The 26,548-nt window shown below is 43.3% G+C and carries 23 protein-coding genes; 12 read left to right on the plus strand and 11 right to left on the minus strand.

Annotated features, from left to right (window positions below; translation table 11 throughout):
* The first annotated feature begins 177 nt into the window (after positions 1-177).
* The 5 genes from ACROAE_RS01185 (at position 178) to ACROAE_RS01205 (ending at position 7,096) form a co-directional block, all read left to right on the plus strand.
* A complete protein-coding gene (locus ACROAE_RS01185; protein WP_432399090.1) occupies positions 178-870 on the plus strand; it encodes a hypothetical protein in 693 nt (230 codons plus the stop codon).
* Between the two features lie 665 nt (positions 871-1,535).
* The gene (locus ACROAE_RS01190) at positions 1,536-1,985 is read left to right on the plus strand and encodes a DNA polymerase III subunit chi (RefSeq protein ID WP_432399091.1); all 450 of its coding nucleotides are present in this window, start codon (positions 1,536-1,538) and stop codon (positions 1,983-1,985) included.
* A gap of 33 nt (positions 1,986-2,018) precedes the next feature.
* Positions 2,019-4,931 carry a valine--tRNA ligase gene (locus ACROAE_RS01195; protein WP_432399092.1) on the plus strand — a complete coding sequence of 971 codons (2,913 nt, stop codon included), beginning with the start codon at positions 2,019-2,021 and terminating at the stop codon, positions 4,929-4,931.
* A 144-nt stretch (positions 4,932-5,075) separates the two neighbouring features.
* Positions 5,076-5,414 (plus strand): PBPRA1643 family SWIM/SEC-C metal-binding motif protein, encoded by a 339-nt coding sequence (locus ACROAE_RS01200; protein WP_432399093.1) that lies wholly within the window; start codon positions 5,076-5,078, stop codon positions 5,412-5,414.
* A gap of 143 nt (positions 5,415-5,557) precedes the next feature.
* The gene (locus tag ACROAE_RS01205) at positions 5,558-7,096 is read left to right on the plus strand and encodes an MFS transporter (RefSeq protein ID WP_432399094.1); all 1,539 of its coding nucleotides are present in this window, start codon (positions 5,558-5,560) and stop codon (positions 7,094-7,096) included.
* Between the two features lie 871 nt (positions 7,097-7,967).
* Here ACROAE_RS01205 and ACROAE_RS01210 read toward each other — a convergent pair.
* The 3 genes from ACROAE_RS01210 to ACROAE_RS01220 form a co-directional block, all read right to left on the minus strand.
* Positions 7,968-10,349, minus strand: coding sequence for an OmcA/MtrC family decaheme c-type cytochrome (locus ACROAE_RS01210; RefSeq protein ID WP_432399095.1), 2,382 nt, complete (start codon positions 10,347-10,349; stop codon positions 7,968-7,970).
* A 335-nt stretch (positions 10,350-10,684) separates the two neighbouring features.
* Positions 10,685-11,641, minus strand: a complete 957-nt coding sequence (locus tag ACROAE_RS01215) for a LysR family transcriptional regulator (RefSeq protein WP_432399096.1) — start codon at positions 11,639-11,641, stop codon at positions 10,685-10,687.
* Positions 11,642-11,705: 64 nt separating this feature from the next.
* A complete protein-coding gene (locus tag ACROAE_RS01220) occupies positions 11,706-12,419 on the minus strand; it encodes a 16S rRNA pseudouridine(516) synthase (protein WP_432399097.1) in 714 nt (237 codons plus the stop codon).
* A gap of 77 nt (positions 12,420-12,496) precedes the next feature.
* Here ACROAE_RS01220 and glnD point away from each other — a divergent pair, with 77 nt between their 5' ends.
* Both glnD and ACROAE_RS01230 read left to right on the plus strand, forming a co-directional pair.
* A complete protein-coding gene (gene glnD, locus ACROAE_RS01225; protein WP_432399098.1) occupies positions 12,497-15,139 on the plus strand; it encodes a [protein-PII] uridylyltransferase in 2,643 nt (880 codons plus the stop codon).
* Positions 15,140-15,239: 100 nt separating this feature from the next.
* Positions 15,240-15,743 (plus strand): YcxB family protein, encoded by a 504-nt coding sequence (locus ACROAE_RS01230; protein WP_432399099.1) that lies wholly within the window; start codon positions 15,240-15,242, stop codon positions 15,741-15,743.
* 5 nt (positions 15,744-15,748) lie between these two features.
* On the opposite strand, the gene ACROAE_RS01235 is transcribed toward ACROAE_RS01230, so the two are convergent.
* The gene (locus tag ACROAE_RS01235; RefSeq protein WP_432399100.1) at positions 15,749-16,396 is read right to left on the minus strand and encodes a uracil-DNA glycosylase family protein; all 648 of its coding nucleotides are present in this window, start codon (positions 16,394-16,396) and stop codon (positions 15,749-15,751) included.
* Positions 16,397-16,484: 88 nt separating this feature from the next.
* Here ACROAE_RS01235 and ACROAE_RS01240 point away from each other — a divergent pair, with 88 nt between their 5' ends.
* A complete protein-coding gene (locus ACROAE_RS01240; RefSeq protein WP_432399101.1) occupies positions 16,485-16,742 on the plus strand; it encodes a hypothetical protein in 258 nt (85 codons plus the stop codon).
* Positions 16,743-16,834: 92 nt separating this feature from the next.
* On the opposite strand, the gene ACROAE_RS01245 is transcribed toward ACROAE_RS01240, so the two are convergent.
* On the minus strand, positions 16,835-17,218 hold the full coding sequence (locus ACROAE_RS01245; RefSeq protein ID WP_432399102.1) for an MAPEG family protein: 384 nt from the start codon (positions 17,216-17,218) through the stop codon (positions 16,835-16,837).
* 377 nt (positions 17,219-17,595) lie between these two features.
* Between ACROAE_RS01245 and bufA2 the strand changes: the two genes are divergently transcribed.
* The 3 genes from bufA2 to ACROAE_RS01260 all read left to right on the plus strand — a co-directional run bounded on the left by bufA2 (position 17,596) and on the right by ACROAE_RS01260 (position 19,926).
* The gene (gene bufA2, locus ACROAE_RS01250; protein ID WP_432399103.1) at positions 17,596-18,054 is read left to right on the plus strand and encodes a BufA2 family periplasmic bufferin-type metallophore; all 459 of its coding nucleotides are present in this window, start codon (positions 17,596-17,598) and stop codon (positions 18,052-18,054) included.
* Between the two features lie 121 nt (positions 18,055-18,175).
* On the plus strand, positions 18,176-19,120 hold the full coding sequence (gene bufB / locus ACROAE_RS01255; protein ID WP_432399104.1) for an MNIO family bufferin maturase: 945 nt from the start codon (positions 18,176-18,178) through the stop codon (positions 19,118-19,120).
* Positions 19,117-19,926, plus strand: coding sequence for an HvfC/BufC family peptide modification chaperone (locus ACROAE_RS01260; protein WP_432399105.1), 810 nt, complete (start codon positions 19,117-19,119; stop codon positions 19,924-19,926). The genes bufB and ACROAE_RS01260 overlap by 4 nt, the downstream gene beginning before the upstream one ends.
* Before the next feature lie 733 nt (positions 19,927-20,659).
* On the opposite strand, the gene ACROAE_RS01265 is transcribed toward ACROAE_RS01260, so the two are convergent.
* The gene (locus tag ACROAE_RS01265; RefSeq protein ID WP_432399106.1) at positions 20,660-21,277 is read right to left on the minus strand and encodes a hypothetical protein; all 618 of its coding nucleotides are present in this window, start codon (positions 21,275-21,277) and stop codon (positions 20,660-20,662) included.
* Between the two features lie 39 nt (positions 21,278-21,316).
* Complete coding sequence (locus ACROAE_RS01270) at positions 21,317-21,748, minus strand: hypothetical protein (protein WP_432399107.1); 432 nt, start codon at positions 21,746-21,748, stop codon at positions 21,317-21,319.
* 906 nt (positions 21,749-22,654) lie between these two features.
* Here ACROAE_RS01270 and ACROAE_RS01275 point away from each other — a divergent pair.
* Entirely contained in the window at positions 22,655-22,993 is a 339-nt protein-coding gene (locus ACROAE_RS01275) for a cytosolic protein (protein ID WP_432399213.1), read from the plus strand.
* A gap of 297 nt (positions 22,994-23,290) precedes the next feature.
* Here ACROAE_RS01275 and cobO read toward each other — a convergent pair whose 3' ends face one another.
* The 4 genes from cobO to cobT all read right to left on the minus strand — a co-directional run bounded on the left by cobO (position 23,291) and on the right by cobT (position 26,490).
* Entirely contained in the window at positions 23,291-23,929 is a 639-nt protein-coding gene (gene cobO, locus ACROAE_RS01280; RefSeq protein ID WP_432399108.1) for a cob(I)yrinic acid a,c-diamide adenosyltransferase, read from the minus strand.
* A gap of 141 nt (positions 23,930-24,070) precedes the next feature.
* Complete coding sequence (cobU, locus tag ACROAE_RS01285) at positions 24,071-24,601, minus strand: bifunctional adenosylcobinamide kinase/adenosylcobinamide-phosphate guanylyltransferase (RefSeq protein ID WP_432399109.1); 531 nt, start codon at positions 24,599-24,601, stop codon at positions 24,071-24,073.
* Positions 24,601-25,386 (minus strand): adenosylcobinamide-GDP ribazoletransferase, encoded by a 786-nt coding sequence (locus ACROAE_RS01290; protein WP_432399110.1) that lies wholly within the window; start codon positions 25,384-25,386, stop codon positions 24,601-24,603. Before ACROAE_RS01290 ends, cobU begins: the two co-directional genes overlap by 1 nt.
* 9 nt (positions 25,387-25,395) lie before the next feature.
* Complete coding sequence (cobT, locus tag ACROAE_RS01295; RefSeq protein ID WP_432399214.1) at positions 25,396-26,490, minus strand: nicotinate-nucleotide--dimethylbenzimidazole phosphoribosyltransferase; 1,095 nt, start codon at positions 26,488-26,490, stop codon at positions 25,396-25,398.
* Between the last annotated feature and the right edge of the window lie 58 nt (positions 26,491-26,548).

Below are 26,548 nucleotides of genomic sequence, written 5' to 3' on the forward strand. Positions count from 1 at the left end.
TTTTATCCGCTAAAAATACCGCTACCGACAATGTCGATTTGAAAAATCTAAGCGAAAAAATAGCCAGCAACTAAACAATTGTTAACTTGTTACACATACGTAACAAGCCTATTATCTCGTTTGCAAACATGATAAGTCCATAATCTATAAAACAAACTCGCAGAAAGGGATCTTCAGGTGAAAGCGCTAAAAGTCATCATCATTACAATCGTTAGTGCATTGGCCCTTTATGGGTTAGTGGCAATTTTATTGGGCTGGCTACTCAGCTCCATGTGCGGTAACACCGTTTACACCGAATCACTTTCATTAGATAAAATGTACAAGGCTGTTATCTTTGAACGAAGCTGCGCCGGTGCTTCTGACTACTCAACTCAAATATCAATCATCAAAGCAGATGAGCAACTGTGCGACAATTGCGCTGGTGATGTGCTCGTTGCTAATGGCCATCCTAACGACAATAAACTCAGCTTAATCTGGTTAGGGCAACAAGATTCTGACGATCAACATCTGCAAATTCATGTTCCTGCTGACATTACAATTGAGACTCAAGAAACCAGCTGGTCCTCTTGGTTTGATAGTATCGATATTTCCTACCCTGTATTTGACCAATATCCATTAGCTTGCGAACACAACCCGCAAGCTAAAGCATGTCAATTCATCACAAATGATCAAAAACTGATTGATGTATTAATTCAATTTAAAGACTTTAAAAACCATAAAGCACTCGCCGTTTCAGTGAGTGATAGTGGTCATATTCGCTATGGCTACGGTTTTGGTTATGATTCAATGTTAAAAGCGCAACGCAGAGCATTAAAAGAGTGCACCAAAGGCACAAGCCCTACTCATGCAAAATGTGAATTAATTCGCTAGGGGCACGCAGTGCTATTTGAGCGTCACCAACACAAAATACATCTCATAGATAATCACAAAATAGCGGTCAGTTACGACCGCTTTACTACCCGGTTCAGCTTATCCATTAATCAACAACAAGTTTATACCCGGCTACTACTGCTAGGTCCATGGCGTAAACAGCAGCTAATGATTAATGATATTTCTTACTCTTTAACCTGAACTCGGGATAAGGGATGAACTTATACTATTTAAAATCAACACGTTACCCATCCTCTCTTTCAAGCTTGTCATTTGTTCTGCTAACAAGGCGAATTGACGCGTCAATAGCTAGCCTATTGTAAGTCGATTCAACGCAGTTAGCAGGGCAAAGGACTGTTTGAAAGGCATTTATTATCCCGAGCTCAGGTTATTTAACTATTAGATGGTTCGTATTGTGGCGTTCAAGCTTAACGCCACAGCAATCATCTCCTCAACGTCCATCCATCAAGGAGCTATTACCTCAGCGGCGTAGAAAGTCCATTATGATCGCGCTCTATGTCGGATTAATCAGCACGATTAAACTGACGATCATGACATTGAGCTATGCTAATGTCATATAAATAGCAAAACCACAGCCATTAACCCGCAAGCGATTTTAGTGTAAACTCGTGGTCAACTTATAAACCGGTAAAAAGCTGCACAACATGACTCAAGCCTTGTTTTACCTTATGCCTGATAATCATAATCAAATGAGTGCATTAGATGCGCTTTATTTGGCTGCCTGCCGGTTAGCAGAACAACACTATCGCCAACAAAAAACCGTCTATATTCACTGCAAAGACAAGCAACAAGCTTATGCAATTGACGAGTTACTGTGGCAATTTGAGCCTAACGCCTTTGTACCGCACAATTTAAAAGGCGAAGGCCCAATAACAGGTGCGCCGGTTGAAATTGGTTTTGACACCTTAGGGCCAAATAAAAGTCGCCAAGTTCTGATTAATCTTGCAGACCACATGCCCACTTTTGCGGTAAACTTGCCCCATATTATCGATTTTGTCGCTAATGACGATGAGCTTAAGCGCATTGCCCGCAATCGCTACCGTCAATATCAAAGTGCAGGCATTACACCTAGCACTCAAGCATTAGCAGAATAAACACTTAATTTAGATAGAGAACATAACGCTCCTATGGAAAAAACATACAACCCAAAGTCTATCGAACAAGCCCTTTACCAAAACTGGGAAGAGCAAGGTTACTTCAAGCCGCATGGCAATGAATCACAAGGCAACTACTGCATCATGATCCCGCCACCGAACGTAACCGGTAGCTTGCACATGGGTCATGCATTCCAAGACACTATCATGGATACCCTTACCCGCTATCAACGCATGAAGGGTAAAAATACCCTTTGGCAAGTGGGTACCGACCATGCAGGTATTGCGACTCAAATGTTAGTTGAGCGTAAGCTTGAAGCTGAAGAAGGCAAAACACGCCATGATTTAGGCCGTGATGCGTTTATCAACAAAGTATGGGATTGGAAAGCCGAATCAGGCGGAACCATCACTAAGCAGCTTCGTCGTATGGGCGCCTCTGTTGATTGGGATCGCGAACGTTTTACCATGGACGAAGGCCTATCAAAAGCCGTTCAAGAAGTGTTTGTGCGTCTTTATGATGACGAATTGATTTATCGCGGTAAGCGCCTAGTTAACTGGGATCCAAAGCTACACACCGCCATTTCCGATCTTGAAGTTGAAAACAAAGAGAAGCAAGGCCACATGTGGCACTTCCGCTATCCTTTGGCACAAGGCGCACTCACGGCCGACGGTAAAGACTACCTCGAGGTTGCCACCACTCGCCCTGAAACCATGTTAGGTGACAGCGCAGTTGCAGTGCACCCAGATGACGAACGTTATCAATCACTCATTGGCAAATTCATTTTATTGCCTATCGTTAACCGTTTAGTACCGATTGTTGCCGACGATTATGTCGACATGGAATTTGGCACCGGCTGCGTAAAAATTACTCCAGCACATGACTTTAATGACTATGAAGTCGGTAAACGTCATGCATTGCCTATGTACAATATCTTCACCTTAGATGCATCAGTACGCAGCTTTGTTGAAGTGATTAACACTGATGGCACACCAAACAAAGCAATTGAAATCGCCTTACCAGAACGTTATGTCGGCCTAGACCGTTTTAAAGCACGTGACGCGATTGTCGCTGAATTTGAGACATTAGGCTTACTTGAAAAAGTGGCTCCACACGGCTTAAAAGTGCCTCATGGCGACCGCTCAGGCGTGGTGATTGAGCCATTACTGACAGACCAATGGTACGTTGCGGTAGAGTCTATGGCTAAAACAGCCATCGAAGCAGTTGAAACCGGTGAAATCAAATTTGTGCCACAACAATACGAAAACATGTATTTTTCGTGGATGCGCGACATCAACGACTGGTGTATTTCACGTCAGCTATGGTGGGGACACCGTATTCCAGCCTGGTACGACGAAAACGGTAAAGTGTACGTTGGTCGTAACGAAGCAGAAGTGCGCGCCAAACATAAGCTTGCCGACTCAGCCGTGCTGCGCCAGGACGATGACGTACTTGATACCTGGTTCAGTTCAGCGTTATGGACATTCTCAACACTAGGCTGGCCAGACAATTTAGAAGACTTAAAAACCTTCCACCCAACCGACGTGTTGGTCACAGGTTTTGACATTATCTTCTTCTGGGTTGCCCGTATGATCATGATGACCATGCATTTCATTAAAGATGAAAACGGCAAGCCACAAGTGCCTTTTAAAACCGTTTACGTGACCGGTCTTATCCGTGACGAAGTCGGTAATAAGATGTCAAAGTCTAAAGGTAACGTACTTGACCCATTAGACATGATTGACGGTATTGAACTAGAAACGCTAGTTGAAAAACGTACCGGCAACATGATGCAGCCTCAGTTGGCCGCTAAAATTGAAAAAAGCACTCGTAAAGAATTTGCCGACGGCATTGAAGCTCACGGCACAGACGCATTGCGCTTTACTTTAGCTGCAATGGCATCAACCGGTCGTGACATTAACTGGGACATGAAGCGCCTAGACGGTTACCGCAGTTTTTGTAACAAGTTATGGAACGCATCACGCTACGTGTTGATGAACACCGAAACTCAAACCAACCCAGACAGCGACGAAGCCGGTACACCACTTGATTGCGGCCAAATCTTAGTTGACGGCAAACTAGGTGAAATGGAACTGTCATTAGCCGACCGTTGGATTATTGGTTTATTTAATCAAACCGTAAAAACCTTCGACGACTATATGGCTGCATACCGTTTTGACTTAGCGGCTAACACCTTATACGAGTTCACCTGGAACCAATTCTGTGACTGGTATTTAGAGTTAACCAAACCCGTAATGCAAAATGGCAGCGAAGCGCAAATGCGCGGCACTCGCCATACCTTGGTGACCGTGCTTGAAAAAATGCAGCGTTTAATGCACCCAATCATGCCGTACATTACCGAAACCATTTGGCAGCGCGTTAAGCCACTTGCTGGCGTGACTGGCGACACCTTGATGTTAGCCACCTTCCCAACATATCAAGCTGACCATGTTGATGAGACGGCAATGGCCGATTTAGAATGGGTTAAGCAAGTCATTGTTGCGGTACGTAATATTCGTGCAGAGCTCAACATTGCGCCTTCTAAGCCACTAAATGCATTAGTGCGCGGTGTGAGTTATCAAGACAGGATCCGCCTTGAAGCTAATCAAACATTCTTTGCCAGCTTAGCGAAACTCGAAACCATCACCATTCTTGAAGAAGGTGAAACAGCGCCAATGTCGACCACGCAGCTAGTGGGCAATATGGAGCTGTTGATCCCAATGGCGGGTTTAATCGATGTTGCTGCTGAAATGGCGCGTATCGACAAGCAGTTAGAAAAGCTGGCGCAAGAAATTGCGCGCATTGAAGGCAAATTGTCTAATGAAGGCTTTGTCGCTAAAGCCCCTGCTGCAGTGATTGATAAAGAACGCGCAAAAATGACCGACTTAACACGCGATATTGAAAAGTTAAACGAGCAAAAAATTGAACTGGCTAAAATAGAAGCCTAATCAATTAATTACATTGATACAAAAAACCAGCGATACGTCGCTGGTTTTTTATTTTACATTTATATAAAACTTTAATATCTCATTTTGCGTTTTTGCTGTATAAGCTTGCGCCAATATCATCATTCTATTTAATGGGTCAAAACCATGTCTGATAAGTACTTTTTCAAAGGGCGTAGAACCCCAAAGCCAGCGTATGGCGAAAGTGGTTATAACACCAAACGTGCCAGTAAACCGGGTACAGAGATTTCACCGTTAATCTTATCGGTGCAAACTGAAGCGCGTAAAGTTGAAGTTGCAGCTTTGGTTGCCGAACAAAAGCTGATTGCCAACATTACCGTTGATGCAGATAAAGCTGAAAACATCATTGAGTTAACGGGATTACTGAACAAGCCGAAAGCAGTCAGCTTTGAAGCTAAACCTAACCGTAATGATGTATGCACTTGCGGCAGTGGCAAAAAATACAAAAAGTGTTGTGGAGCCTAAAGCGCCAGCTTTACATGCTAAACACATAGCAACACTTCAAAACAAAGCGGATCTCACGATCCGCTTTTTGTTTTTTGGATATTTTATCAGAACTTAGGTAGAGTGTCTGGCGTTAACTACATACACAATAATAAGGGTGACTTATGAGCACTAACTCGCATTCAGGCAACGACCTGCGTGAAGTAAAACAACTGGGGATGTGGGCATCAATCACCAGTCTAGGGTATATATTTTGGCTTGTTGGCGGCATGGAGCTGGTTGAGCGAATAGCTTATTACGGCGTAAAAGCCTCCGCGGGTTTATATGCAAAATCCCCCGTGTCGGAAGGTGGCTTAGGTATCGACTTACACGATTACGGCATCATCATTGCTGTATGGGCCATGCTACAAACCTTTATTCCTGTATTTACCGGCGGTATCTCAGATCGTGTCGGTTACAAAGAAACCATTTTTGTTTCGACCATTATCAAAATTTTCGGTTACCTCACCATGGCCATATTCCCAGACTTTTGGGGGTTTTTAGCCGGAGCCATGTTGCTTGCCGCAGGTACAGGGGTATTTAAACCCGGTATTCAAGGTACGCTCGTGCTGTCAACAAAGCGCGAAAACACCTCTATGGCTTGGGGTATATTTTATCAAGTCGTGAATATCGGTGGTTTCCTAGGTCCGCTAGTGGCCGTGCACATGCGCCAGTTATCGTGGGACAATGTGTTTTATGCTTGTGCGGCGATTATCTCATTTAACTTCTTATTTTTATTGGCCTATAAAGAACCAGGTAAAGATGAGCGTTTAGCCAGAGCGGCTAAAGTAAAATCAGGTGAAATCCAGCAAGAAGCGTTATGGAAAGATGCACTGCATGAGCTGAAAAAGCCGATCGTGCTTTACTACATGTTAGTGTTTGCTGGCTTTTGGTTTTTATATAACTCGCTATTTGACGTACTGCCTATTCATATTGCCGAGTGGGTTGATACTAGCATTATTGTCACCTCATTATTTGGCCCTGAAGGCACCAGCAACGGCATTTTACAATTCTGGCTTGGTCTGAATAACGACGGTACCAAGGTGATGCCTGAGGGCATGCTAAATCTTAACGCAGGCATGATCATGACCACCTGCTTTTTAGTCGCTGCCTTTACCGCCAAATACCGCATCACCACCGCGATGTTAGTAGGATGTATTTTAAGTATTGCCGCGATTATGTTGGTCGGTGCATTTAATGCCGCGTGGATGATTGTATTAGCCATTGTGATGTTCTCTTTCGGCGAAATGATGATTAGCCCGAAGAAAAACGAATTTATGGGTAATATTGCTCCTGAAGGTAAAAAAGCCATGTATTTAGGCTTTGTCATGTTACCGCAAGGGATCGGTTGGACATTAGAAGGCTACTTCGCCCCTAAGCTATACCAAATCTATGCTTCAAAAGAGATTATCTCGCGTAATGAGTTAGTCAGCCGTGGCATGAGCCAAAGCGACGTTGATGCGATTCCACAAGGTGAAGCCTTTATGCGCTTAGTAGATTTTACTGGTATGGAAGCTCAGCCATTAACGCATATGCTGTATGAAGCCAATAACATTGGTATGGCATGGTACATCATCGCTGCTATCGGGATTATTTCAGCTGTGGGTATCTTTATCTACGGAAAATGGTTATTGACCATGCAGCGCCAACAAGCCGCGGCGTAATAGCCAGTAGCACTCGATGAGTGTACAGATTCATTAAGCCACAATATCAATACCAATAAGGGAGGCAGCAATGCCTCCCTTTTGCTATCTACGATAAAATGACAGGCTTTATCGAATCTAGAGCGCTTCGCTGCTAGGACGCTACGCGGCTAGAATCTATAAAATCTTAGCAGCGAGTCCAGCCATCATTGTTAGCAAGCCAAAATAACGTTGTCATCCCATAGTAAGAGCCTAGATCGCTTCGCTGCTAGGACTTTACGCGGCTAGAATCTATAAAATCTTAGAAGTGAGTCCAACCATTATTGTTAGCAAGCCAAAATAACGTTGTCATCCCATAGTAAGAGCCTAGATCGCTTCGCTGCTAGGACGCTACGCGGCTAGAATCTATAAAATCTGAACAGCGAAGCAGTCACTACCCATATCGCAGCATTCGTTTTGTTCATTTTCTAGCAGGACAACGTCCGCCCTAGCAGCAAAGCGACCCTAGCAGGACGAAGTCTGTCCTAGCAGCGAAGCGACCCTAGCAGGACAACGTCCGCCCTAGCAGCGTAGCGACCCTAGCAGGACAACGTCCGCCCTAGCAGCGTAGCGACCCTAGCAGCAAAGCGACCCTAGCAGGACAACGTCCGTCCTAGCAGCAAAGCGACCCTAGCAGGACAACGTCCGTCCTAGCAGCGAAGCGACCCTAGCAGGACAACGTCCGTCCTAGCAGCGAAGCGACCCTAGCAGGACAACGTCCGCCCTAGCAGCGAAGCGACCCTAGCTGCACTTATGGATGAAAATCAAACAAAAAAAGAGGGAGGCATTGCTGCCTCCCTCTTGCTTAGTTTCTTAAGTGATGATTAAGAAATGGTTGTTTTTATTCACTTACCTAGTGAGAAGTCGTCGCGTGAACTTTATCAAGGCCGTAAGTTTTACCTTCGGCATGACAAGTTGCACAAGATTCAATCGGTACACCTGCAGCAGACATTACGCTATCACCAGCAACTGTAGCACCATTGCTCTTAAAGTGAGCAAGAGCCGCAGCACCAGAGTGCGCATGACAACTACGACATGCTTCAGCAACAGGAGAGATAAATTCTCCGCCACTGATTGCAATTGAAGTTCTGCCAGAGGTTAACGTACCAGTGCCAGAGAAAAATGGCATAGCATCGCCTGCAGCATTTGCATCTTTATGACACGCTTGGCAATTGGTTTTACTAGCTGGATAGTTAACCCAAGTTTCACCATCTGTACCTAAGTAAATGCCAGCGCCAGTGCTACCCGCAAACATACCGCTGTGGAAACGGTGAGCAACTGTGACTAAGTCACGGTTGTAATATTCTAGGCCTTCAACCACTTCAAACGTTGGTGAGCCATTAGCATCCACACCAGATTGCTTGTACACATCTGCATGATAAGAACCAGGGTAATTGTTGCTATGACAATCGGCACATTGTGTAAAGTTAGTCACACCATGGTTAGGTGATTTAACATGCGCTAAATTGTCATGACATGCATTACATTTCGCTTCATCAGCCGTTGTACGGTCATTACCAGCTTGAGTCGGTGCGCTATAAGCTGTTAGCTCAGGGCTAACAAAACGTAAGTTGTCAGTGGTTTCAACACCCGCTGCAGCAACAGCATCAAACTTGAAGAACTTAGTGACGATATTAGCAGGAACCGCGACGTCACAAGCACCAGTATCTGTGCCTGCACCTGTTGCTAACATAGTATTAATCACTACTTTGCCAGTCGTTGAGTTACCACACATGTTCATTTCTGAAGATACTGAAATTGTTTTTCCATCAAGTTGGTTGGCAGAAAGTGCTTTCGTTAAGGTTATTTTGCCACCACTAACGATAAACATTTCAGGATTAGTTACTGTGTTAACACTCAAACCACGAACATAATCACCATTACTATCAAGAGTACCAATTAACATGTCGTCACCGGATGCTTTCTTGTTCAAGTACTGAGTTAAATCAGTACCATCAGCTGCAACAGCACCATTTAGATTAACGTTATAAACAATCGTTAATACATCTGCAGCAACATCGGCAGAAACAACCTCAAACACTAAGCCAGTTTCGAAAGCATCTCGACGATCAACACCGTGAGCTTCCATTGGGCTTAAACTTCCTGCACCATGACAGCCTGAACAGACCGCATCACTTGAAGGAATAATCCCTCTGTGATTTTCACCGGTAGCTAAATCAACATCAACGTGACAAGACACACACGCCTCAGCATAAATGTTATCGTTCCACTGAGTGCCATTATCATGACAAGCAGTACATTCATTTAGCTCTGTAGGAAAACCAATTTCACCAAACATTTCTTTGGCTTCGCCCGTTAGCGAGTCAGCAATATGATGACCTGCGTGGATAGTGTGGATCATGGCATTGAAGTTAGCGTTATAACCTTTATCAGGATCATCTTGTCCGCCGGCATATGCAGGGTTATGACAAGCCACACAGTTTTCAACTTTTTGATAGTTATGGTGAGCGTCAATGTTAGCGATACGCATATCTGTATCAGCGAAACCTTCCATTGGGCTGTGACATTTAATACATGCCGCATTAGACACTGAGTCTTTTGCTGATACCGCAAGTTCACCAGTAGCAGGAATAAAATCTAACGGTGTCGATAAAATTTTATCGCTGATGCCAGTACCGTCAGCGTCGACCACATCATAGGTGCGGATCATGACACGTACTAAATCATTAGCATTACCACTCGCTAATACAACGGGTGCATTACCTTCATGTGTCCAAGTACCGATGTAAGTACCAGGGTTTGCGGCATCTTCAGTTAATGTACACGCGTCCTTATCACCAGCACTACCGGTAAGGTTACAATACATGCTGTTACCATAGCCATTGGCTAACGTATGGTTAGTCCATAACATTGGCGCACCAGTGTCTGTGGTATTCTCAGACTGACTGGTGACATATAGAGCGACTCTCTCAAGACCAGAGAATGGAACATCTGCATTACCCGTACCTTTACCCGATACGGTAAATTTAATACTAAAAGGTTCGCTACCAACCACAACAATATCGGCTGGATCAAGTTGCAAGTTATAATCGTATGCATTGTTTACGGTAGTTACCGTTAATCCTGCAGAAGTGCCATTAGAACCATCAGCACCAGCAGCACCATCTGCACCAGCAGCACCGTCGGCACCATCACTGCCGTCAGAACCACATCCTGCTAAACCAAAAGCAGCAATGAATGCCGCAGCAAGTAACGTTCTATTATATTTTTTCATTTTAAATCCCCCGATTTAAATGTGTAGGTTTTACACATACAAAATATAAGGAATTAGAGACAAATACCCGCGCGGTGTAACAAACCTGTGATGTTTGGTTGCAAATTCGTTAACAGGAATTGGTGATTTTACTTTTAAGTATCCCAAAATATGAAATAGCCAATTTTATATTTTGTAACCCTAAAGAGGTATTTGTAATGAATGAAAAAGTAGCAAAGGTGATGCAGAACAAAATATGGTTATAAACCACTGATTAAAAAGCTTAAACTATTTCAGCCTAACAGCCTCCCTAACAATAAGCGAGTGCTAATATATTGATATTATGAGTAAAAAAATTAAACCAATAACGCGCGAGTGATATCAATTATCATTTGTTTCACTTCTGCTGAATAGCGTCGATAATGCTCTGCACGTTCAATTAAACAATAATTTGGCATAGGCATCACTGAGTTAAGTCGGTCAAACTCTGAGTCGGGTAAACGCTCAACTCGCAATTGAGGAATTTGCTGTGCAAAAGAGCCCTCATGACAAATAGTCAACGCTAAACTGTCCATGGTCAGCAAATGCCAATACCAATCTTCGAGCTTTTTAACGCACTCAATATCTTCTAAAAGTAAGCCTTCGGTTTGGCAATAAAGCTCTAATGGATCAATACGATTATTAAATCCACGACAACGTAAATACACAATCGAATACTGAATAATGTCTTCAAGTTTTATCGGTTCAGCAACATCCCAAAATGCATGTTGAGTGTGACCCACCACGCATAACGATGTTGCACTACCAATCGGGTGGGCTTCTAACCCGTGGGTATCTTGAGTCTCAAAACCAATACCAAAATCTAAATCGCCGTTATAAATAAGCTCTTCGGTATCGGCTTGCCAACTGTGTAACTTAACCTTGCCAATGGTATTACGCGGGCACAAGCTCAATGCAACGGCAACGCTGGTAATAATACTGGGCGATACCGCAATATTAAGCACAGAATGCTTCTGAAGATTGGTTTTATCTGCCGCCACTCTCTCAATTTGACTCAACATATCGCACAATTGGCAAATAGGTTGATACAAACGCTCAGCTAATGGTGTAGGTTTAAGCCCTTGTTGACGGCGAAAAAACAGCTCATCATTAAAAATAATCCGCAATGAGGTTAAGCAACGGCTAATTTTAGGTGCAGAAACGCTGAGTTCTTTAGCCGCTATATTGGCAAAACCAGTTTCATAAATAATTTTAAACACCATTAAACTAAACACATCTAGTTCACTGACTTTTTTTAGGGCTTGTAAGTCCACATGTCACCTAACGAGCTGTAAAGATGAACATAAATTAGCATATTACAAACAATAAAAAGTTGATCTAGTGCTGAATTATGCAATCTACTTCAGCTTGTGTTAATACACAATATTCACCCGGTAATAAGGCGTTATCGAGCATAATGTTCCCCACGGATTCACGATGTAGAGCAACCACGGGATTACGAAAACGACCAAACATTCGCTTAATTTGATGATACTTTCCTTCCCGAAGTACCACCCTTGCTTGGTGCGTCGACAAAATCGTTAATTGTGCAGGCAAGGTCGTGATGTCTTCAAACTCAAAATACATCCCATTAGCAAAGGCATCGATGTAACTTTCATCAATTGGGTTGGCTAACGTGACAAGATAATGTTTATCGACTTTATGATCTGGCGCCATCAGCGCAGCAGACCACTTTGCATCGTTTGTGATTAACAATAACCCGGTTGAATGTAAATCCAGTCGCCCTGCAATATGTAACATGGTTGGATTAATACCCACGAGTAAACTCAATGCGGTGGGGTGCTTATCATCCACGGTGGCACTGACTACACCGTCAGGTTTATTAAGCATGTAATATTGCTTTTGGTATTGCTGCAGCACCACATCATTACAAACAATATGGCTAAACTCATCGATCTGTAAATCTGGAGATTTAGCCAATTTGTCATCAACAAAGACTTTGTTATCAATCAATAGCTGACGAACCGCTTTTTTTGACACTTGTAACGCACGAGCAATAAACTGATCTAACCGACCACGCTTAGACGCCATAAAACCTCATTAAGAGTGATACCAATTTTATTAAGAATACCTTATTCTGTAACAGGACTACATTAATAAGGAGTAACATGCTTTCGCAACCTGCTAGTACAGATTTGCGCCCAGACATGACCACAGCCGAATTTAAACAGGCGATCAAGTCACTGGACCTATTTTTACAAGAGAACATTTTTCAAAGTGCCATTAACGACACTTTAAATAAGCGATCGCAGTTTTTCGACTCTCTATTATGCCTCCTTTGGCAAGCTCTCGAGCTAGACAATAACCATATTTCACTCAATGCAGTAGGCGGTTATGGGCGACAAACCTTGCACCCATTTTCAGACATTGATATCTGCATCATCCACGACGGACAACTGTCGGCAACCGACGGCGCTAAAGTCAGTGGTTTTTTAACCCAATTGTGGGATATCGGTCTCGACTTAGGCCACGCCGTTCGTAGCCTAGATGACACGTTTCAAGCCTGTAAAGACGATGTCACCATTGCCACCAGCTTGCTTGAAATTCGCCATTTATACGGTAACACCGACCACCAGCAAATCGTTTTAGAGGCATTATACGGCCAGGATTTATGGCAAAGCCAAGCGTTTTTCAATGCCAAACTGAGTGAACAACAAGAGCGCCATGCCAAAGCTCAAGGCACCTCATTTAGTATTGAACCCAACTTAAAAACCAGTCCGGGTGGAATTCGCGATATTCAAACTCTCACGTGGGTTGCCCGTAAACATTTTGGCGTAGCCAGCATGCAGTCATTACGACGCTTTGGCTTTTTAACCAACGATGAATACTCAGAGCTAATGGAATGCCAACACTTTTTGTTTAGGGTACGCTTTGCCCTGCACCAAGCTGCTCAACGCTCAGAAAACCGTTTATTACTGCAACATCAAGCCGAAGTCGCTAAATTAATGGGCTTTGGTGATGGGATGCCAAACGGAGAAAGTGGCAACATTGCCATTGAGAAAATGATGCGTCAGCTGTTTAGGGCAATGAAACGCATTGGTGAATTAAACAAAATTTTAATGGCCTATTTCCAGCGGGAAATCATTCCGCAACTCAATCCCGACATTATCCCAATTAACGATAACTTTGAAATTGTCGACCAATACATTCATGTACGTGATGAAACGGTATTTATCGACCGCACTCAAATCATGGCGCTGTTTGAGTTTATCGCGATTCATCATGACAAAATTATCGGTATTACCGCCGAAACGTTGCGCTCACTGCGCCAAGTAAGACGCCGCTTAATGGGCGACTTACAAGACTTTCAGCGTTGCCGCGAACAATTTAAAGCCATTTTTAACCACCCTCAGGGCATGGGGTTAGCTATTACATTAATGCATCAGCATGGTATTTTGGCCTCTTACTTACCGCAATGGCGTGAAGTCGTTGGCCAAATGCAATTTGATTTATTCCATGCTTATACGGTCGATGAACACACCCATAAGGTGCTTAAAAACATTTATGCCTACGGTAAAGACATTAAAACGCTCGACAAAGATTTAGCGTTAGCAGCTGATATTTACCAAAAAATGTCTAGCAAATCGACCTTGCTATTTGGGGCGTTGTTTCATGATTTAGCCAAAGGCCGCGGCGGCGACCACAGCGAACTTGGTGCGGTAGACGCCAACATGTTTGCCATCTTTCATGGTTTAAAAGTGTCGCAACAAAAACTGATTAGTTGGCTGGTAGAAAACCATTTATTAATGTCTATCACCTCGCAGCGAATGGACATTTACGATCCTGAAGTGGTGAACAGCTTTGCCAAAAAAGTCGGCACTTTAACCCGCCTAGATGCCTTATATTGTCTCACCATTGCCGATATTCAAGCGACTAACGATGACTTATGGAACGATTGGAAAGCCTCGCTATTAAAAGATTTGTACTTTATTACCCGTAAAGCATTACGTGGCGGCTTTGAAAATGTATTGCAAATTCGTACTCTGGTGCGCGAGCACAAACAGGAGGCGCTCAACCTGTTAAATGCAGACGAAGCCACAACCGTAGCCATTAAAACCTTATGGAAACGTTTACCCATCGCGTTTTTTAGTAATGCCGAAGCAGAAGATATTGCCAGGTACACTCAAGCGATATTGCTGCACAACCAAACCCCGGTTGCTGACGGCGAATACAACACCTTAATATTACTCGATGACGCTGTAGTTAAAGGTTGTAGTGACGTATTTGTGTATACCAAAGACAGACATGGGTTGTTTGTTAAATTATTTAATACCCTCGCGGCATTGCGTATTTCGGTCAAACAAGCGCAAATTGCCCGCACGAAAGATGGTTATGTTGTTGAAGCCTTTAAAGTGCTCGATTTTGATGAGAAACCGATCACCAGCGTCCAACGCCGTAAGCAAGTGATGAACAAGTTACATCAAGTGCTAGACAACGATGTCACGTTGCCTAAAAAGCGTGAGTCTAGGCGCCATCAAAGTTTCGACAATCAACCGAGCATTGAGTTTTTGTATTCACGTAAATCGACACGCACATTAGTCAATGTATCGGCCTTAGACACTAGCGAATTTATGGAGCAAATCGCCAGTGCCTTTAGAACTCTCGACCTTAATATCCACTCGGCCACGATCAGCACGGTCGGTGAACGGGCAGATAACGTGTTCTCAATATCCAATAAGCAAGACCAGCAATTAACAGCAGAAGAACAACAACAACTGTCTGTTGAGTTAGTCAACGCCATCACCGGCTAAATAACACACATTAGCCATAGTCATTGATTTGTACTTTGCTTTGAGCAAATCAATGGCTATGCGATAATCTCAACAATTTCATTGTCGATTTTAGGTCATCATGTCATCAGCGTTTACGTACACCAGCGAATATGTACTCGATAAAGCTTACTTTGAAGAATGCTTTACCCAGTCTGTCGACCCAAAAATACCACCCAAGCAATACCTTAAAACCGCAATATTTGCGATTATCGGGTTAGGCATATTACTGCTCGATAACGTCAGTCAATTAGCGGTGAGCAGTAAAGAAACCTACTATTTAGGGTACTTCTTTATTGGTTTAGCCGTGGTCGAATGGCTAAGTATCCGCTTTAAAAAAACCTGGTGGTTATGGCGACAAATGATGAGTAAAGCCGCGGGTGACACAGTAACACTCGTCATTGATGATCAAGGTATTCATAGTCAATCGACTCATGTAAATCAACAAATTTTATGGACTGAAGTTTACCGCATCAGCCAAACCGATGCGGGCTTTTTAATTGCACTGCAAAAAAGTACAACCTACTTGTCTAAACGTTGTTTAGATGCTGCAAGTATCGAGTTTATTACTAGTAAACAATCGTAAAAAAGCTAGGCTAATGCCTCGCTAACGCGTTGCTGAATATGGCTGAGCACATCCTGTTCAAACCAAGGATTACGGCTCAGCCAAATATTATTACGCGGGCTGGGGTGCGGCAGAGGGACGCAAAGTGGCCCAAAGCTGCGCCATTGTTTTACTGTTTCGGTGAGGGTTTTGGGTTTGCGAATTAGCGGATGATTGGCTAACTCATTAGTGATTAAACGCTGATGGCTTAAATAATAATGTTGAGCATATTGGCCAACTAATAATATTAATTCGACTTGAGTTAAGTGAGCTAATAATAATGCATGCCACTTAGGGGCGCATTCAGGCCTTGGTGGTAAATCACCCGATTGACCTTTCTTGGCGGTCGCTGCGCTATAACTCCCTGGATAACAAAAGCCCATTGGCATAATGGCAACCTGCTTAGCATCGTAAAACACCTCACGGCTTACACCCAACCATTCACGCAATCTGTCACCACTGGCATCATCAAAAGGAATGCCCGTGTCATGCACTTTACGCCCAGGCGCCTGACCAATAATCAATACCTTGGCTTGAGGGTCTATTTGCACCACAGGGCGTACACCATGTGTTAATGATGCCGCACAAAGCTGACATTGATTAACCTGCTTGAGCAGCACTTCAAAATCGCTCATATAAATATTCCCTTTTACACTCTATCCAAAGGAACTAAGCTGCAGTAGTATTTGTCAAAATAACAAAGTTCTCCCAGAAGGAACAACCATGCCATCTCTTATTACTAGCAAAACAATGACCCGCCTTACCCTTGCGACAATATTGGCCAGTTGCGCTGTACTTAGTTTTAGCGCAAGCGCATTACCACAAGCACCTGATAAAGATGTTGCCTCGCTCAAGCAAGCTTGCCAACAAATCGCGCTTGAAGACCAATTACCTGAAGCAGAAATCCCGTCTTTTCTTTTAGACTGTGTCAACGACCAGTTAACCGAAATGGGTTATGAGCGCATAGCTAGCCTAGATTAAATCTAGGCTTAGATTAAACAAATACTAGCTTCCACATTAATAAAAAACGCCGTTAAGGCGTTTTTTTGTGGCTATTACAGCATATAAAGCCTTTAAAAAGCCTGACAAAAAATGGCTATCGATGCGCCAATGGCCACAAACCATGATAACGATCGTAACGTGCCGTAATTAAGTAAATACATGGCATGGTAAACCACGCGAGCAACAACGTGTACTATGGCTAATAGTGCCACCACATCAGTGACGTTATTAGTAATTAACGCTGTCAGCACTGCAATCCCAAATACCATTAACGACTCAAATGCATTTTGATGCCCAGCTAAAGCACGTGCACCAAAACCGGTAAGCAGTGCTTGTTGCGCACGCGGATGGTTATTGTCATAACGGCCAGACTTACCCATCGCTATGGCTAACGGAACCTTGGCGGCATATGGCAGTAACATGGCAATCAGTAAACAAATCAATATGGTATGCATGGTATCCCTTCTCTATTTCTTTTTTAAGTTATTAAGGTCTTGATGACCATCAAAACAATGGCCTGTGATGACTCGTTAGGCAAATGCTGGGTGATATTTTTCGCTATTGCAGCGCATTCTTGTACCAACAAAACACCTATCTTTAAATTGTTTTGTATCAAACGGTTAAATATTAACATTAGCTAAACTATATGATTTAGACACAAATACCAACCTGATTGATAGGTCTAACTATACTTTATCTTGAAAGTTATTCCCCTCCTGCACGGTCAATACTGATAACTCCTAACAAGTGTGGTAGCTGCAGCAAATCAAACTTGTCACGAGTCAACAATAATAAGCAGTAATCACACAATCAACATTGTAAGGAAGACAATATGAATACCAAAGCACAAACCAGCTTAACAGGTGCAGCACTCGCATTGGCTATGGCCAGTTTATCGGGTCAGGCAATGGCGGCAGAAACCAGTACTGCGCCCATGGCCGCTGGTGAAACAGATCTAGTACATTGTTACGGCGTTAACGTCTGTAAGGGTCACAACGATTGTAAAACAGCCGACAACGCCTGTGGCGGTCAAGCAAGCTGTAAAGGTACAGGCTTTGTGGGTATGCCATCTAAAGCGTGTGCCGATGTGGGTGGCACACAAAAAGACGATTGGGTTGGCAAGGTCACTAAAGCTGATTTAGTACACTGTTACGGCGTAAATGTCTGCAAAGGCCACAATGATTGTAAAGGCGCTGATAATGCCTGTGGCGGTATGGCAAGCTGTAAAGGCACTGGTTTTGTTAGCACTACAGCAAAATCTTGTGCAGATATTGGCGGTAAAACAAGCTAGTTGATTTACGTAAATTGATTTAAGTTAATTTACCGCAATAGTTAAACTCAAGGTTGATGGCCCTAGTGCCTCTATTCCAACTAGGGCATCAACCTATTAATCATAATGATGAGATCGCTCAATGCCAGAATCAGTAATAAAACAAGACTTTCTCGGATTTGGTTTAGGGTTACGCACCGATCATTTCGAGCATATTTTACAACACCAACCTGATGTTGATTGGTTTGAGGTGTTGTCAGAAAACTTCCTAGTCGCAGGCGGTAAACCGCGTTACTATCTTGATGCGATAGCTGAACAATATCCCGTGGTAATGCATGGCGTGTCGATGTCAATTGGCAGTACCGATCCATTAGATATGGATTACCTTAAAGTCTTAAAAAAGCTCAGTAACGACATTCAACCAAAATGGATTTCAGACCATATTTGCTGGACATCTATTCATGGTGTTAATAGCCACGATTTATTACCTCTGCCCTATACCGAAGAAACCATTAAGCATGTGGCTGAGCGGGTGCGTCAAGTTCAAGATGTGTTAGGTCGCCGGATATTACTCGAAAATGTGTCGAGCTATTTGTCTTATCAAGATTCGACCATGGACGAATGGGACTTTTTAAGCCAAGTGGCAGAAGCCGCAGATTGCTTGATATTACTCGACATTAATAACATTTATGTCAGCGCCCGTAATCATCATTTTAATCCGCTGGATTACCTTAAAAAGATCGATCCTCGCCGAGTACAACAATTTCATTTAGCTGGCCACAGTGATTACGGCGATTATGTTATCGACACCCACGACCACGATGTGCCGCCGTCTGTTTGGACACTATATCAGGCAGCACTTGAGCGCTTTGGCCCCATTAGTACCATGATAGAGCGCGACGCCAATATTCCGCAATTTCCTGCACTTTATGATGAATTACGCCAGGCTAAACACATTGCCGAACTCACCTTTGCAGACAGTACCCAAGCAGAATTTCACACGTTAAGTCAGTCTCGATTGGGTCATCAATCACCAACAGGTAATCATAAAGTAGATAATAAGCAAATATTACGGGTACCATCATGAGCCGCTTAGCTGAAATACAACAGCAGTTTATGGCGTATTTATTGTCAGATGAGACCAACAATGACCACAGTACATGTCAATCCGCTATGCAGGCTAATGTATCTCAACAAGCTGGGATAAGCGCAGATATTCGCTTAGCGATTTACGCCAATGCATATCGAATTCGACTAAAAGAAACCATTGAAACCGACCATGAAATACTAGGCCGCTATTTAGGTGATGATCTGTTCGATAAGATGGCTGCTGACTACACGCGCGCGCATCCGTCGGCCAATCAATCTCTGAGGCAATTTTGTGATGCTTTGCCCGATTTTTTACAGCAAGATTTATTTTTTAAACAACATCCTATTATTGCTGATTTAGCTCGATTTGAACGACGCTTACTTAATGCTTTTGACGCTGCCGACAGCACTAGCGCGAGCTTTAGCGATTTGCAGGCTATATCGCCAGAGTTGTGGCCTAATTGCTGTTTGCGCTTTCATCCCAGCGTACAAATATTTACCTTTAACAGTAATGCCGTCGAAGCCTGGCAAGCATTAAAAGCCGATTCCACGCCACCCGCACCTGATTACCTGTCAACTAGAGCCTGGTTACTATGGCGCGGCCAAACACGCTTAACCGAATTTGCCTCCCTCACCGCAGCACAACATGCCTTATTACTGGGCTTTATTCAGGGCAACAACTTTGCCGAGCAGTGCGAACAAATGCTCGAATGGCACGACGAACAATCAGCCCCAATGATGGTATTGCAGACCATGCAAACCTGGTTTCAACGCGGCTTAATTCGAGCGGTAGTAAGTAGCTAATTTACGTTAACTCATGTCTGGACAAAGCTTGATAACTACCTTCTCGTCGTCCCGGCAGTGCTTTTGAGCCGGGATCCAGGTGTTTGTTTGCTTTGTACTTATGTACTTTATGGCCTGCGGCCACTAACGTCGTGGCGCTTCGCCCACACCAGAGCAAAGGGGTAAAGCGCTTGTACCCCTTTGCAAACCCTCAGCGTTCCGGCAACATTTTCGCTTTTTAACCAAAAAACAGCAGCGAAAAAATTGCGACGGAAAATTATCGAGCTTTTGACCGCATATTTATCCCTCTTCGGCCACCTCTTTATGGTAAAGAATGAAAATGCTAACGCTTCAGATGGGAGTCTGATGTGAATGGATTCACAAATGTCGTGGTGGCATGGATGCCAAGGAACGACCCTTCCCCTCCAAAGCTAGCCCGCTCTGATAGGCAGGATGCCTGAATGCCTTGAAGCACATGGATGTGCGTGAAAGGCCATGGCTAGCTCACGTCATTTTCTTCAACGGCCTCAAGTTCAGAGTTGAATTTGAGCATTTGAAAGCTAAGACCAACTCCTTTTTGGACAAAAGTGGCTAGAATTTATTTTTTATAACGTTGCCCATATAAATTCTAACCCCACGAAATTACTGCTCATGCTCTATAAAAGAACAGTTGTATTAGGGAGGAGTATTTTCTGAGCTAACGATAGTTTGTCCTTTGTCTGGCCATGTCCGATGATTTATTAACTTTGGAATGTTATGGCTTTCGGCCTCTTTCTCTTTCGCATTCTTCCGCATGAGTTGTTGAATCAAAGTACATCGAGTACAAAACATCATCGCCTGTTTGAGTTATGCTTATTTCATATTTTAGCTTACCATCGACAATACTTGGATATATATTCACCCCATGAATATCGATATTTTTATAAAAATCATCAGACTTATTAAGGCATTTACTCCTGAGTTTATTTTTGTGAAATACATCTTTTATCGAAAAAATAAAATCTAAAGCATTAGCATCAATATACAAAGACTTCCCATCATGATCTTGTGTATAACGAATATAGTCTGAACAAGCTCCATTGATAGACCTGCCAACATATATATATGAATTTAAGGTGTACACTCTAGATGATAGTTCATGTTTATTTTCCATTTCCACACAATATTTATCAAAAATGAATTCAGGCTGTTTGATGTAAACGACAGCACCTTCATTCTCTTGCCCTATATTGTACAATTCACTAGAGCAGTGAGTCGCTTCAGAATTTAGGCATAAACCTTTCATTTGCTCAATAAAAGAGCTGCTACTATAAGCTTCAGTAGCATTTAAAAATAATGGAAAAAAGAATAAAAAAAGTATTAATTTTTTCATTATGATGTTGCTCCACTAATCATATTTACTGTTATGTTTCTAATATTCAGGGTACGCGCATAAAACAATGGAGATACCTAAATCAGCAGTGTTTTTTAATAACGGTGGTTCTAAATAGATGCTCATATTTATGCTGTCAACACAAAACCAGCCAACAAAGTATTCAATTACCCCGCCAGTAGAGCGCAATTTATTGAAGAAGTCTTTGTGCTTTTCTAATTCTGCATTTTTTTGAGCTATGAACTCTTCGAATAAAACGTCTTCTGCATCTATTCGTTTGCCATCACATAAATCTAAATTCCAGAACATGTCCTCATATGAACCACCAAAAAGCCTACCGTTTTTAGTTATCCTCAAGTCACCTGTGTCATGTGAGTTCGTAGGTGATAAAGATAACGTGTCACTTATCGTTTTGGCATCAACTTTGGGATGTGAAATTTTTAATGAGACACTAAACTTATAATCTGGCACTGACTATCCCTAGAAACATAAAATTTTAGTATTTATGCGCTGCTCTATTTGCTAAGCATAAATCGCTTGTTGGACTTGGCCGATGATACATCCAAATTAATCGGTACGATTTATGCTATAGGAGTTTGCTTTTTAACGGTAGTGGTATTTTGTACAACCTTTCATCTAATCGTCTGTTCTAATTATACCTTTTAAGGTGGGATTGATGATGTTTAATCTTTTTCATTGCTCGGTTATTGCCTTTCCCCTGATACACCTTGCTAACTCGGAATGAGGAAAACGAGTAATATGCCTTGCTTTAAAGGGATTGATTCAACTCTGAACCTGAGGCCGTTGATGAAAATAGCGTGAAGCTCACATGGATGTGAGCTTAGCTTTCGCGGTACAGGATGTACCATCGGAAGCGTTAGCATTTTCGAATAAGGCTGAGGCAGTTACCCAATAAAGTCAAAAGCAGGATCAATCCCCATGGCGACTTTTCGCTGTTTGAAAATGTTGCGGGGCGGCTGGGAGATCCAAGAGGGAACAGCCGTTGGTTTCCTCTTGGTCTGGTGTGGGTGAAGCGCCACGACGTTGGTGGCCGCAGGCCATAAGTACAAAACGACCAAACAACAAAATAACACCTGGATCCCGGCTCAAAAGCATTGCCGGGAAGACGTATCTAATTGAGCTTACTTGTCGCTGGAAGCAAAGCCTCACAAATCGAAACGGCACCTAGACACTATAATGATGAATAGTCATTTTATTACAACTGAAAGCGTATCGCTTAGTCACTCACTTTTGGGCAAAGGCGTGTTTAAAAGTGGCCTAGTCAATGACCGTCAATTTCACAAAATGACTAAATCTCTACTACGTTCTGCCTCTGATAATGTTAAAATCTGCGCATCAGAATTACCGAGAAACTCAATGTTTATCCATCATGTTAACGACATCGACTGGCTAGTGATCACAGCTTTTGAAGAACTGAAAACGATGTTTATCGAAGAAGCCGGTACGATACCCGCTTGCTTCTCTACCGCCAGCGAATTGAACTTGGTTGATCAAGCCAAGCGCACTTATGGATATTTGCCTGCGCACAGCGGCGTAATCACCGATATAGGCACATATCAAAGACAAGGTAACGAAGAAGATTTGAACCCACAGCTTGCCTGCTTTGTTGAGGGGCGTGGTCGGGTATTTATCTATCACGGCGGCTTTGTAGCTTTTGTGGATGACGAGCAAACCTTTATTACCCGAATAGACTGAAATTATTCAGTAAGTTGAAGACTTTTTACAAAAGAATAGGTGAGCTGGCCATATTTGAACCAATTTTTGGTGAAAAATGAGTTAGAAGCCCAATCAATATGCCCAATTTGCTGCAACTGAAATCATTGATGATTCCGTTACTTTGTTCACCAATAAAAGGCACAACACATACTCCAACTCGCTAGTTCCCGATAAACTTAAACCATAAAAAAGCCCCTACCCATAAAATGAGAAGAGGCTTAATGGTCTATTCGGTGGTCTAGATCACATCAAACAGCACAACAATAAATCAATAAATCAATAATCAAACCCAAGTTGCGCTTTAATGCCGTCATTAAACGCGTGCTTTATCGGCTGAACCTCGCTGACTGTATCGGCTAACTCAATGATGTCACGATGACAGGCGCGGCCGGTGATAATGACATGCTGCATTGGAGGGCGGTTTCTCAAAGCCGTTAATACTCGCTCAAGGTCGATGTAGTGATAACTGACCATATAGGTTAACTCATCTAGCAACACCATGTTTATCGATTCGTCTTTGAGAATTTTTTCGGCTTCAATCCAGGCTTCCATTGCAGCTTGGGTGTCTTTTTCTTTGTCTTGAGTTTCCCAGGTAAAACCGGTTCCCATGACATGAAACTCAACGCCTGCGCCTTCTAATAAATTACGCTCGCCACAAGCCCAGGTGCCTTTAATAAATTGCACTACAGCCGCTTTATGACCATGACCCACAGCGCGAGTAACTGAGCCAAAACCTGAGGTTGATTTTCCTTTGCCGTTACCGGTTAACACTAACAAAATACCCTTTTCATCTTGCGCTGCAGCAATTTGGGCGTCCACGCCTTGCTTTACTTTTTGCTGACGCGCTTTGTGACGCTCTGCTTTAGTGGCATCAATCGCGTTGGTTTGTTCAGTTTGTTGGTTATCCGTTGTCATAGCTGTATTCCTGTCAATGTGCTCATATTCAAATGCGCTTATATTACGCCAACAATACGAGCGATTGGCTGCAAATGGATCTGATTAATCGGTATTTGTTGTACATCGAGTGCATGTACGCTGAAGTCTTATTGCTTATTGCTATTGCTTTAACGCTAATGGCAGCCCTGCGACCACTAGCGTTACTTGATCGGCCATATTGGCGATAGCTTGATTTAACCACCCTGCCTCATCGACAAATTGACGATTGAGCTCGCCCATAGGCACAATTCCTGATCCAACTTCGTTACTCACTAACACCACATCACTGCGTAATTGAGTGAGGCATTCAAGCAGTAACGACTTTTGTTGTGGCCAACGGCCAGGATTGGGGTCGAGTAAATGATTGGTTAATAGCAGCGTTAGGCAGTCGACTAAGATAACTTGTTGCGGCTTATCAATTGCCTTTAAGGTTTGGGCAACATCAAAAGCTTGTTCGTGTAGTGTCCAGCTATGGGCGCTGGACACTCGGTCTTGCTGGTGTTTGGCAATACGTTGAGTCATTTCATGGTCTAGCGCTGTTGCAGTCGCAACATATACACATGAGTAACCGATGGCGGCGTATTCGGCAACACGCTGCTCAGCAAATCGACTTTTGCCACTGCGCGCGCCGCCCAACACCAAATGAATCACTAGCTTAACCCTACCGCTAATATCACTAAGTAACAGCAAACTTCGCTAATTTGTTGCGCCGCGCCCAAGGTGTCGCCTGTGTAACCACCAATCTGTTTGCGGAAAAAACCACCCAACAAAATACGGACTAACCACAGGGTAATGAATAACACAAAAGCAGCTAGGCCATTAAGCCATAACAGTACAAAAATGCCACTGGCGATCAAAATAAACAAATCGTTTAATTGCTGATCTTGGGCGACAGGTTTTGATTTACTGCTAGCATCATCACGAACATATTGCTCACTGAAAATTAAGCTCGATGCCACCACGCGGCTAAGGGTATGTCCGGCAACGAGCGCGCTAACGGCAGCCATTGGGCTATAAAGCGCAAGTTCAACCAATAATTGCCATTTAAGCAACAACACTAACCCTAACGATAAGGCACCATAACTGCCTAGGCGCGAATCTTTCATGATGCGCAGCTTGTCTTCTACTGTCCAGCCACCGCCAAAACCATCTGCGGTATCAGCTAGGCCGTCTTCATGGAATGCACCGGTAATAAGCACACCCGCAACCATCGACAATAAAATCGCAATGCTGGCTGGTAAAATTAACTGCGCCAACCAAAACACTAACGCACAAATTAAGCCGATAAGTAAACCGACTAGGCCAAAATAACGACTGGCCTTGTTGAGTTTGTCACTGTCGATCACTACCCAGGATGGTATAGGGATGCGAGTAAAAAAACTCATCGCCACAAAAAATAAATTTAACTGCCGCAACCATTTTATATCGCCAGACATTTTGTTCCCTTAAACCACATTATTAACGCCAGCATTATCAAAACTGGCCATTTGATTGTAAAAATTCACTGCGGCTTGTATCAAAGGTAGGGCCAATGCTGCGCCAGTCCCTTCTCCTAGCCTTAATCCTAACGACAACAACGGTGTTGCCTGCAACGTTTGTAGCATTAACTTATGCCCTTGCTCGTGCGACTCATGAGCAAACACTAAATAATCGTTTGATTGTGGTGCTAATTTTAGCGCAACTAATGCCGCAGCAGTAGCGATAAAACCATCAATGACCACTAATATTTTTTGCTCAGCTGCCGCCAAAATAGTGCCGGCCATTTGCACGATTTCAAAACCGCCCAAATGCGCTAGAATCGACTCAATGGACGTCAGTTCATTACGATGCAAATCAATTGCTTGATTAATTAATGTGATTTTTTTTACTAACGTCGCATCATTAATGCCTGTGCCGCGCCCGACACATATTTCAACATCAAGATTTAGCACTGCCGCCATTACCGCCGCTGCCGCACTGGTATTGCCAATGCCCATTTCGCCTAATGCAATAATCGTTGTGCCATTATTAACATGTCTTGCGACTAAATCCTTTGCCAGTTCAAATCCTTGTCGAACTTGTGCCAACGACATCGCCGGCTGTAAATGCATGGCTTGGGTTCCTGCACCTAAGCGCTGATTGACCACACCACTGTCGCGATCTAATGGCTGTAAAATGCCGCAATCGATGACTTCTAACGCAAACCCCACCTGGCGACAAAATACATTAATCGCCGCGCCGCCATTAATAAAGTTATGCACCATTTGAGTGGTCACTTCGCTTGGGGCAATTGACACACCGTATGCGGCGATACCATGGTCGGCAGCAAACACTAACAACGTCGGCTTAGTGATGTGCAAAGCCACATCTGCAACTTGGTGACTCATTAACGTTTTATCACGGTTATATTGCACTCGTGCAATTTGCAATGCCAACGACTCAAGTTGTCCTAATGCACCAAGCGGCTTGGTTTTTTGATTAATGTTGTGCTCAATGGCATCATCGTATTCGCGACTCGGCGCAGTAATGGTAAATAACGACTCTGCTATCGATTGCGATATAGGCTTGGGCATAGATTGCGGTATAGATGCTGGCATAGATTTCGATATAGATAGTGGC

It is taken from the genome of Shewanella sp. MF05960 (genome assembly GCF_050849305.1).
GTDB lineage: Bacteria > Pseudomonadota > Gammaproteobacteria > Enterobacterales > Shewanellaceae > Shewanella.